Genomic DNA, 9,765 nt, shown 5'->3' with positions numbered 1-9,765 from the left:
TACGATCAGCAGGTGCTATGAGTTCGGCAGAAGGGGATAGAGGTTGCGGTGGGGACGTTACTATGTTTCAGAGTGATTTTGCGAATCAAGTTAGGGGTGAGAGCCAAAGTGAGGGTGGTGACCCACCTAGTAAAAAGAAGACTGCTTGGCAACAATCATATAATCCAAAGACGGGTAACACTGATATAGGAAAATTTGCATTATTGAAATTTGGAGAATCTTTAGAAAAAGGTCAGCAATTAGTTAATAAAAATAAAAGTGAAATTATTGGATTTTCAAAAGAAATGCAAAAAATTGGAGAAAATACCACTACAACAGGTTTAGCGGCTACTGCTGTTGCTGCTGGCGCGCCATTTGAAGGTATTGGCGCCATACCAGGATTAAAAGTTGCGGAAATTGGTGGATTTATTACGTTGGAAGGTAAAGCAATTAAGGTTGTGACTAATGCGCTTACAGGTGATGAGAAAGCTGCAGCTCATGATACTGCTGTTGAAATCACTAGTCAAGCGGCGGGAGCACTTGTAGGTTCATTTTTTCCAATTCCTAATACTGTTTTAGCAAATTCAACAAAAGAATTTCTAAAAGCTTCTAAAGAAATTGTAAAAAATACTTCAAGCGAAACTGTTAAAAAAAATTGCGCAATAATTAGATAGAATTTTTATGAAATATAATATATTTATCAGTATAATTTTAGCCGTTATATCATTTATCGTTTATAAATTTCATGTTTTTTGGCTCAAAAATATTAAAAATGAACTACTTTCAGAAGAAGGTACGCGCCTTAATAAAGTACAACATTGGGTCATTATTTTAGGAACCGCTATTTTTTCTATAATATATTTTTTAAAATCAATTATAAATTAAGTAAAATGAATTTTCAAGAATTTAATAGCTATTTAGCACCTGTTGGGTTAATTTTAGCAGGTATAATTATAAAACTTTCTAATAATAATGAACTTTTCGGTTCTTTTAAAAAAAGATGGTATGTTTTTTTAATATATAGGTTTAGCATTACTGATATTTAAAATCATGAAGATGTAGACAACTAAATCCCCGCTCCCGCACGAATCCTTTCGTGTGGCACAACGATAATCAAAGAAAATACATTAAACCCGACCGCTCAGATATGTGCAACGATAGTGCGGAAATGTTAGGGACGTTATTTGATAGTTTTGCACAAAGAGGCAATAATAATGAAAGATTACAAGATGATGGATTAGAAGTCATTTAAGCAAGGAAATCTGCTGGAACTGCTTCTAGTTCAGATTTGCAAAAACTTAAAAAGCATAAAAAAATATGAGAGACAGAAGTCCAAGACAAAGTAAAGATAAGAAGATATGATAATAGATAAATTGCTTAATATAAATGGAATACCTTTTCATGAGGCAGTTAAATTGATTAATGAAATTTGCAATCAAAACACTAAACTTTCATTATCACAAATTAATTTTATCTTGAATATTGGTGAAAAGCAACTTGTAAATATTTTTTTTGATGAATATAAATATTTTGACCAAGAAGAATTTTCATTAATAGAAGATTTCATTAACAAGAATTTAGAAATTGAAAATAAAAATCACCTTTCAGATTTAATTTATTTTGCGACTGATTTTGGATTAAATATAAATTATGAAAAAATATTAAGTCTTTTAATAGTTGAGGAAGAAGATTTAGAATGTCTGGTATTAGGATGTTTGGAATATATTAATATGAATGTTAAATTTTTATATGTTGAGGAACTAGTGAAAAAATTAGAATATATACGAAATAATATTTTATATCACCAAAATGAGCAATTATTAGCTAGTTTAATTTTGTTTAGAATAACTCATAAAATCAAATATTTAGATTTTATAACAGAATTAATAGAATACGACAAAAGTAATTTAGAGTTTTTAAAAAATAAACTTAAAGAAAAAATGTATAATAGTGATTATTTTGATTTTTCAGAATTGAATAAAAAAATAGCTGATGTATCAGATTTGTAATTTTTCAGAGTTAGTGTTCTGTAAAACTTTTTTATGGGAGGATGAACAATCTCCCGCACGAATCTTCTCCTAATTCTCCCATAACAATTAAAGTACATTAAATTATGGCAAAAGTAATATTAGAAGGTTGGAGAGAAGGATTAAAGAAAGTCTCACTTACAAAGTTACAAATTGAAAAATTAGGCATGTCTTTAAAAGAATCTAAATCAAATGTAGATTCTCTTTTAGAGGATGAGAAAATAGTTTTAGAAATTGATGATGAAAATTTAGCAAAAGAATTTTTAGAAGAAGCGGAAAAATTAGGAGCTAATTGTAAACTCTTCACTGATGATTATGTTTGACATATTCCATTTTAATCATTTTATATTATTCTTAATTGAATTTTTAGCATCGTTCATGCTTTGTACGATTCCTTTTTTAACTTATCTTCGCTTTTTATACATTTATAAGTACATTTAACTCATTTAAAAAAATAATTTGTGAAGAAAAACCATGAAGACGTAGAAGAAAATCAGCTTAAGCGTGGGCTGAGCAACCGCCATATTCAATTAATTGCCTTAGGCGGATCAATTGGAACAGGTCTTTTCCTTGGTATTGGTCCAGCAGCTGTGTTAGCAGGTCCATCTGTTATTTTAGGATATGCTGTTGCAGGAATTATTGCTTTTTTTATAATGAGACAGCTTGGTGAAATGGTTGTTGAAGAACCTGTATCAGGAAGTTTTAGTCACTTTGCTTATAAATATTGTGGTTCTTTTGCTGGTTTTGCATCGGGTTGGAATTATTGGATTTTATATATTTTAGTGAGTATGGCTGAACTTACAGCCATTGGTGTTTATGTTCAGTTTTGGTGGCCTGAGGTTCCGCTCTGGGCATCCAGTTTGTTTTTCTTTCTGGTAATTAATGCTTTAAATTTTGCCTCTGTAAAAGTTTATGGTGAAACTGAATTTTGGTTTTCAATTATAAAAGTTGTTGCTATTATTGCCATGATTCTCTTTGGTACGTACTTGCTGATAAGTGGAACAGGAGGAGAGCAAGCAACAATTCATAACCTATATAACGATGGAGGTTTTTTCCCAAAAGGGTTCTTTGAAAAAACTACTAATGGTAGTTTTCAAGGTTTATTAGCTGCAATGGCTCTAATTATGTTTTCTTTTGGTGGTTTAGAACTAATTGGAATTACGGCTGCTGAAGCAGAAAATCCAGAAAAAAATATTCCAAAGGCTACAAATCAAGTTATCTATAGAATACTTATATTTTATGTTGGTGCATTGGTTATTTTGTTTGCTTTATCACCTTGGCAACAAATTACTACAGATAGCAGTCCATTTGTAATGGTTTTTCAAAATTTAAACGGAATGGAATTTGAGTTGTTTGGTGAGAAAATATTTTTTACACGTCTTATTGCAAATGTGCTTAATATAATTGTATTAACGGCTGCTTTATCAGTATATAATAGTAGTGTATACAGTAATTCACGTATGTTATATGGCTTAGCAGATCAAGGAAATGCTCCTAAGTTTTTAAAGAAATTAAACAGACAATCGGTTCCCATTAATGCCATTTTAATTTCTTCATGCTTTGCAGCTATTTGTATTTTAATAAATAAAGTAATTCCAGAAGAGGCTTTTAGTATTTTAATGTCTTTGGTGGTTTCTTCTTTAATTATTAACTGGGTTATGATATCTTATACCCATCTAAAATTCAGACAAGCAAAAAACAAGGAAAATTCACAAACTAAGTTTCCTTCATTGTTTTATCCCATAAGTAATTACATTTGTTTTATTTTTTTATTTGGAATTTTATCAATCATGTGGATCACTAATATGAAGTTATCCGTAGAATTAATTCCGATTTGGTTGGGTATTCTTTTCTTATGTTATAAAGTTTTTAAAACAAAAAATAAGTAGTTTTTACTGAATCATTGATTTATAGGCATTGATTGTCAACATATAGTTGATTATCAATGCCTTTTTTTAATAGTATACTTTTCAATTTTTAATTATTAATGTACAAAGGGTTTAAAATATAGAGGAATCTATATTCAGCTTTCTTTAATGTTATTAAAAGTATTATCATAAAACCAGTACAAATACCTATAATTCAAAACATTATTCGATGTAAATTGCATTTAAAATATTTTTTTATTGATGGTTAATATAAACGAACAAGATACTTTCTTCATAAATATCTTTTTAAACGAATGAGTCCTCAATACTAATTTAACTATATACTATGAAAAATTGTTCAGTTACAGTAATTGATAAAAGTTCACCATATTATCAAAAATCTAGAGAAATTTCTAATCTTTTGTTGCTAAACGATGGCAAGTTAAGTCCTGATGAAATTGCTTATTGTGAATCTGCGGAAGATGTCAAATGTGTATTAAACCATTGTCAGCAAAATAATAAATTATTTAGAATTCGTTCCGGCGGACATCATCACGAAGGAGCTTGTACAGCAGATAATGTTATAATTATTGATACTTCGAGAATGAATAAAATAGTTATTGATACAACGATAAAGACAGCAATAATATCGTCTGGAGCTAAACTAAAAGAGGTGTATAAAGAACTTACTGAACATGAATTAGTAATTCCTGGTGGTGGTTGTGATTCTGTTGCAATAGGAGGTTTAGCACAAGGGGGTGGCTGGGGACCTTACTCCAGATTATATGGTATGACCTGCGATTCACTAGTAAGTGCTCAAATCGTAATAGCAGATGGGAAAGCAGGATTTAAAATAGTCGATGCAAACACTGAAAATGAATACAAGGACTTATTTAAAGCCTTGAAAGGTTCAGGAGGAGGAAACTTCGGAGTGGTTACCAGTTTAACTTTTAAAACGCAATCGCTTGTAGGTCTGAAAAAAGTATCATTTTATATTCAAATGAATAAGAAGGGAAACCCCCAATATATATTAAATAAATGGTTTAAAAATGCTTCGCAGGCCATCAATGTGATTACTTCTTTTGCGAGAGTATATCCAAAGGAGAATAATTTACGCTTGTATATTTCTGGTATCATCATAACTGGAAAAAATGATAGTGAACAAGTAATAAAAAAACGAATAGCTACAATTATTGATGAAAATTTCCCAACTGAATATATAAAAATTGAAATAAATACTTTAAATACTCAAAATGATACATTAAACAGCGAAAATTTTACATCTATTGAAAATAGTATCAGTAGCGATGTTTTTATAAATGATATTCTTAAAACACAAGGAAAACAAGTTCCAGTTGCCCCAACATCAACATGTGATTTGCCACATCCTCACAAAATAAGTTCTTTTTTTCCAAAAAAAGGGATCGATTATGCTGCTTTTGCGAATGCAATTTTTGAATATATGAATAAAGACCATGGATTCGGAAATAAGCTGAATTGCTATTTAAGTATTCACGGAATGGGAGGTAAGATTAAAGATGGGGATAATTATTTTTATTATAAGAATCGAGATTTTATGCTTCAAATTCAGGCTTGGTGGTCAGATCCTAATGATCTTGATAATAATAAATACTTAGCTTGGGTAGAAAGTTTAAGATTGGAATTAAGTAATAAAGGTTTTACAGAAGGCTGTTTCGTTAACTTTCCTGACTACAACTGTATAAGAAAGCTTGGTCGCATGGAGAAATATGATCCCACAAACGATAATGATAGAATCAAATTATTACTTCAATTTTACGAAAAACCATATTTAATTGATTTACTTAAAATTAAACAAAAGTATGATAGTAAAAACCTCTTCTTACATGAAATGAGTTTAAAATCAGGATTTTTAAATAATTTCATGTAAAAGTGAATGAATCAAAAATAAGAATTATAAAAAAATGATTGGATTGGTGAATTTGAAGAGTCTAATCCAAAATTCAAATAGTATGGTACAATTAAATCAAGAAGTAAAAAACGCTTTATAAGCAGAAAGGGAAACTAATAGTTTCTCTTTCTTTTGCTAAATACTAAAATTAAAATAGTAGCATAAACTTGAGCTACAACTTGTAATATTGTAATAATACCATTTATAGGATGCAAAGTAAGTTCCTCTTTTATTAAAGGTGGTAATGTATTAATTCCGATAATAATTAAAACTAACAGAATATATTTAATCCAAGAGACTTCAAATCTAAGTGCTAATCCGATTATTGAAATAAAAATAATAGCTGTAACGCTAATTATTATATCTGTTTTTGATGAAAGTATTTCGGGGGAAAGAAAAAAATTAAGAATACCAAGACAAGCAGAAATAAAAAACAAATTAGATGCTTTAGTATAATTTGGGTTCAAAGAAAATTTCATCAGCAGTTATATAAATTTATGGCATAAAAGTAATAAAAAATCGAAGCGAAAAACGTTTCTAACACAATTTAGATTACTAAAAATAATTAGAAAAAGCATCTAATTATTTGCTTCAAATTACCATTGATTTTCCAAAAAAGTCTTCACTATTTTTCATCTATTTCCTTCAATAAAATATACCTTTGTAATATCTTTTACACCTACAAAAACATAATTTTATGGATTATGATAAATTTATTTTCTGCCTTGAGGCTGTTACCGATGTGGAAATAGACCTAACTACTGAAGTTATAAAAAACTTAGAACAGCTTGCTTTCGAACAAGGAATTTCGAGTATTCATAAAACTTGTGATACTATTGAGGGATTCGAAGATAGCCTTAACGCATTGCTTTATGACGACCATAACTTTAAAGATTACGAAATAATATATTTTGTGATGCCAGGGGAACCAAATAATGTATGTCTTAATGAATATTACTATAGTTTAGAAGAAATAGCCGAAATTTTTGAAGGCAAAATGAAAGGCAAAATTTTGCATTTTTCTAATGCCAAAATACTCGATTTAAGTGAAGAAGAAGCACAATATTTTCTTGATATAACAGGTGCACGCGCTATTTCGGGTTACGGAACTGCTCTTAAAAAAATTACAAGTACTAGCACGCTAGATAAAGCATTCTTTAGTTTATGTCAAGAAGAAGATGATATAATTGAAATTGTTGAAGAGCTACATCAAAAGTATTATGATCTTTGTAAACACCTTGATTTTAGATTGTACTATTAAATCCTAATACATAAAAAGAAACATAGATTATATACTCATAATAGAAATACTTTTTTGAGAGTAAATAAGCTATGTTTCTGTGTTTTAAAATGAATCACATAAACTAATTATTTAAGCTTTTGTATTTGTTCGAATATTTCGTTTAAGGTTTCTTTCATATCTTTTGGTGTGTTTTCGCCACTCTGATTAGTAATGATAAATACACCTAGATTATATTCTGGAATGATATAAATAAAACATTGTGAGCGAGTAACGCCGCCATGATGCATATATAATGTTCCTTGTTTTTCATCTTTGTTTACTCGCCAGCAATATCCTGAACTAAAACGATCGTTAACTTTAACCAATGGTCTGTGAGATTCCGCTACAACAGCATCATTTTTTAATTGGTATTTAATGTATTTTACCATATCGGGAACGGTAGATTTTACGTTTCCGCCAGCACCCCAAGGCAATGTTGCCATTTTGGTACTGATTTCGTTATAAGCACAATGATAACCAATTGCAAGATTTTTTTCTTCTTCTGGAGATAAATTGATCATTGTATGGCTCATTTGAGCATGTTTGGCAAAATATTCTTTTAAAATAACTTCAAATTTTTTGTTGTAAACTTTCTCCAAAACAGCCGCTAAAAGCTCTATTCCTGCACTTGAATAAGAAAAGTTATATCCAGGAATAGTATCAATTTTTATTTGGTGTAAATCTTTGAAAAAATCCTTTTGTGTGTAATTTTTTAATGTATTATTAAGATCTGTTGGAGTCTCTTTTTTGGTGAAATTTTTCAGCATTTCATTTATGCTTAAAGGAATCATATTAGGCAAACCACTTGTATGGGTAACCAAATCTTTTATTCGAATTGGATGGTTATCGAATGTTAGATTTGGATAATCTTCGCTTAAATATTTTTGAACAGGATCATCAAGGTTTATTTTTTTATCCAAAACTGCTTTGGCAATTAATGTACCTGTATGGGTTTTTCCTAATGAACCGATTTCATAAATTGTTTTATTTGTTGGTGGGTTTGATTTTCCTTTTTCTAATTCACCATAATGACCGATGAATTCTTGTCCTTGATAAACTATACCAATTGACGTAGAATTTATTAAAGGCTTTTCTATCATTTTGATTGCAGCACTATCAACTATTGCTTTTAGATTAGTTTTTTGTGCAATACTTATTAGAGGTAATACTAATAAAACGATAAAGAGTAATTTTTTCATGATTTCTATTTTTTTGAGGTTATTGTTATTTGATACAAATGTGCGTTGGATAATCATGAAATACGTACGACAAAAAAAAGTCGAACGTATTTTTTTATTAAAATGAGTTCGACTTATTATAAGATAGCGTACGAGTAATTACAAATTATTGTTAATTAGCGATTTACAAACTGTATTAAAGTTTATTTTGTATACTATTTTAAGGATGTATTAAAATTTTATTCTTTGCAATGGTCTTTAAAAATTGATTTTTCTTCGATTAAAAAAGTACTTTGGAACTTATTGGATGTATTTATTTTTTTATAGATATATAGTAAGTTAGTATTATTGTAATCATAATCTTTGGTGTTTTCCTCACCTGCTACATAGTTTAGTTGGCTTATGTAGGCATTTCTTTTTTCATCCAATGTATAGTTTAGTTTAAAGAGCTCGTTTTCGATATCGTTATCATACCTTTTGTATTTTGGTGTATACAATATAAGATTTGGTTCAAAATCGATACCTGATATTTGTGCAAATTCAGATTCAGTTAAGGCATCATTTAAGTCTTGTTTTTCTCCAAAATGTTTAGAATAATATAAACCTCCATCTTTATAGAGATAAGAAAACGGATGGTAGTTTTCTTTATCTTCAAAGTGATTCACTATAAAATCATTGAATTTTTCGGTATTATTGAAGGTGTAAATTGTAGGTTTATAACCTTTGTTTTCTGAATATGAATAAGGTAAGGAAGTAAATGATATGGTATCGGCTTTTTTAGTTGTTGTATATACTTCTGGAAACTGAATGCATCGATGGCCTTTTACATAAACTCGTTGTAGTTTTGGGTTTACTGCACTAAGTTTCCCAATATGCATAAATGTTTCTTCCTCATGTAATCCGTTTGAGAGCATAAACTTTGTACTGTCTTTTAGCTCTGGGGTATGTCTTCCATAAACCTGAAATGATTCTTTAGGAGCATCGGGGACAAAGTTTACTTCTCCGTGTTCTTTTAAAGACCATTTTCCTGTTATTAATGTTGCATATCCTATTATTATAAATGTGCCATCGGGTTTTAGGTAATGGCTTCCGCCTCTTAATTTATAATAACCCACTACATCATTTTGGGTTTGTGCTTGTGTATTATAATTTGAGAGCATAATAGCGAATAGGATAAATATTTTTTTCATAAATAATCTAAAAAACTTATTAGTGTTAACAAAAAAACGAAAAAGCCTGTTTGGCATTCATTTTGTGCAAAAAACTTTTTTTAAGCAAATATAACACACTATTTATTACAAATAATAAAAAGACTAGAACAGAAGTGGAATCTATTATCCAAAAGATTTAGAAAAACGTATGCAATACCGAACGCACTGACAAATAATAAAAAGGAGCATGAAGAAAATAAAAGCAGAAAATACTTTAAGGAATAGAAAGAAAGGAAGTAGAAATAAGAATCTATATTTAAAATGCAACTTAATTGTATTTAAATTAAGTT

At 29.3% G+C, this 9,765-nt stretch carries 11 protein-coding genes; 8 read left to right on the top strand and 3 right to left on the bottom strand.

Annotation, left to right across the window (positions count from 1 at the left end; all coding sequences use genetic code 11):
- The 7 genes from LPB87_RS15915 to LPB87_RS15885 form a co-directional block, all read left to right on the top strand.
- Nucleotides 1–653: hypothetical protein (locus LPB87_RS15915; protein WP_230728531.1), on the top strand; the 653-nt coding region annotated here is incomplete at its 5' end.
- A gap of 216 nt (nt 654–869) precedes the next feature.
- Complete coding sequence (locus tag LPB87_RS15910) at nt 870–1,025, top strand: hypothetical protein (RefSeq protein WP_230728530.1); 156 nt, start codon at nt 870–872, stop codon at nt 1,023–1,025.
- 50 nt (nt 1,026–1,075) lie between these two features.
- The gene (locus LPB87_RS15905) at nt 1,076–1,231 is read left to right on the top strand and encodes a hypothetical protein (protein WP_230728529.1); all 156 of its coding nucleotides are present in this window, start codon (nt 1,076–1,078) and stop codon (nt 1,229–1,231) included.
- Between the two features lie 106 nt (nt 1,232–1,337).
- A complete protein-coding gene (locus tag LPB87_RS15900; protein WP_230728528.1) occupies nt 1,338–1,988 on the top strand; it encodes a hypothetical protein in 651 nt (216 codons plus the stop codon).
- Nucleotides 1,989–2,092: 104 nt separating this feature from the next.
- Nucleotides 2,093–2,329 carry a hypothetical protein gene (locus tag LPB87_RS15895; RefSeq protein WP_230728527.1) on the top strand — a complete coding sequence of 79 codons (237 nt, stop codon included), beginning with the start codon at nt 2,093–2,095 and terminating at the stop codon, nt 2,327–2,329.
- 138 nt (nt 2,330–2,467) lie between these two features.
- Nucleotides 2,468–3,895: an amino acid permease gene (locus LPB87_RS15890; RefSeq protein WP_230728526.1), complete on the top strand. Its 1,428-nt coding sequence runs from the start codon at nt 2,468–2,470 to the stop codon at nt 3,893–3,895.
- A gap of 325 nt (nt 3,896–4,220) precedes the next feature.
- On the top strand, nt 4,221–5,783 hold the full coding sequence (locus LPB87_RS15885; RefSeq protein ID WP_230728525.1) for an FAD-binding oxidoreductase: 1,563 nt from the start codon (nt 4,221–4,223) through the stop codon (nt 5,781–5,783).
- 134 nt (nt 5,784–5,917) lie between these two features.
- Here the strand turns inward: LPB87_RS15885 and LPB87_RS15880 are convergent, their stop codons facing one another.
- Nucleotides 5,918–6,283 (bottom strand): hypothetical protein, encoded by a 366-nt coding sequence (locus LPB87_RS15880; protein WP_230728524.1) that lies wholly within the window; start codon nt 6,281–6,283, stop codon nt 5,918–5,920.
- Between the two features lie 218 nt (nt 6,284–6,501).
- On the opposite strand from LPB87_RS15880, the gene LPB87_RS15875 reads away from it, so the two are divergent.
- On the top strand, nt 6,502–7,065 hold the full coding sequence (locus LPB87_RS15875) for a DUF6642 family protein (protein ID WP_230728523.1): 564 nt from the start codon (nt 6,502–6,504) through the stop codon (nt 7,063–7,065).
- Between the two features lie 107 nt (nt 7,066–7,172).
- Here LPB87_RS15875 and LPB87_RS15870 read toward each other — a convergent pair whose 3' ends face one another.
- Both LPB87_RS15870 and LPB87_RS15865 read right to left on the bottom strand, forming a co-directional pair.
- Nucleotides 7,173–8,285, bottom strand: a complete 1,113-nt coding sequence (locus LPB87_RS15870) for a serine hydrolase domain-containing protein (protein WP_230728522.1) — start codon at nt 8,283–8,285, stop codon at nt 7,173–7,175.
- 218 nt (nt 8,286–8,503) lie between these two features.
- Nucleotides 8,504–9,454, bottom strand: a complete 951-nt coding sequence (locus LPB87_RS15865) for a hypothetical protein (RefSeq protein ID WP_230728521.1) — start codon at nt 9,452–9,454, stop codon at nt 8,504–8,506.
- Nucleotides 9,455–9,765: the final 311 nt, after the last annotated feature.

Origin of the sequence: Flavobacterium sp. EDS (assembly GCF_020991525.1) — a bacterium.
Classification (GTDB): domain Bacteria; phylum Bacteroidota; class Bacteroidia; order Flavobacteriales; family Flavobacteriaceae; genus Flavobacterium.
Note: the sequence above shows the minus strand (reverse complement) of the source record. Positions and strands in the feature narration are given on the sequence as shown.

Excerpts from the sequence above, each read along its gene's own strand:
- LPB87_RS15910 (WP_230728530.1), top strand. The coding sequence starts at position 870 with ATGAATTTTCAAGAATTTAATAGCTATTTAGCACCTGTTGGGTTAATT.
- LPB87_RS15900 (WP_230728528.1), top strand. The coding sequence starts at position 1,338 with ATGATAATAGATAAATTGCTTAATATAAATGGAATACCTTTTCATGAG.
- LPB87_RS15895 (WP_230728527.1), top strand. The coding sequence starts at position 2,093 with ATGGCAAAAGTAATATTAGAAGGTTGGAGAGAAGGATTAAAGAAAGTC.
- LPB87_RS15885 (WP_230728525.1), top strand. The coding sequence starts at position 4,221 with ATGAAAAATTGTTCAGTTACAGTAATTGATAAAAGTTCACCATATTAT.
- LPB87_RS15880 (WP_230728524.1), bottom strand. The coding sequence starts at position 6,283 with ATGAAATTTTCTTTGAACCCAAATTATACTAAAGCATCTAATTTGTTT.
- LPB87_RS15875 (WP_230728523.1), top strand. The coding sequence starts at position 6,502 with ATGGATTATGATAAATTTATTTTCTGCCTTGAGGCTGTTACCGATGTG.
- LPB87_RS15870 (WP_230728522.1), bottom strand. The coding sequence starts at position 8,285 with ATGAAAAAATTACTCTTTATCGTTTTATTAGTATTACCTCTAATAAGT.
- LPB87_RS15865 (WP_230728521.1), bottom strand. The coding sequence starts at position 9,454 with ATGAAAAAAATATTTATCCTATTCGCTATTATGCTCTCAAATTATAAT.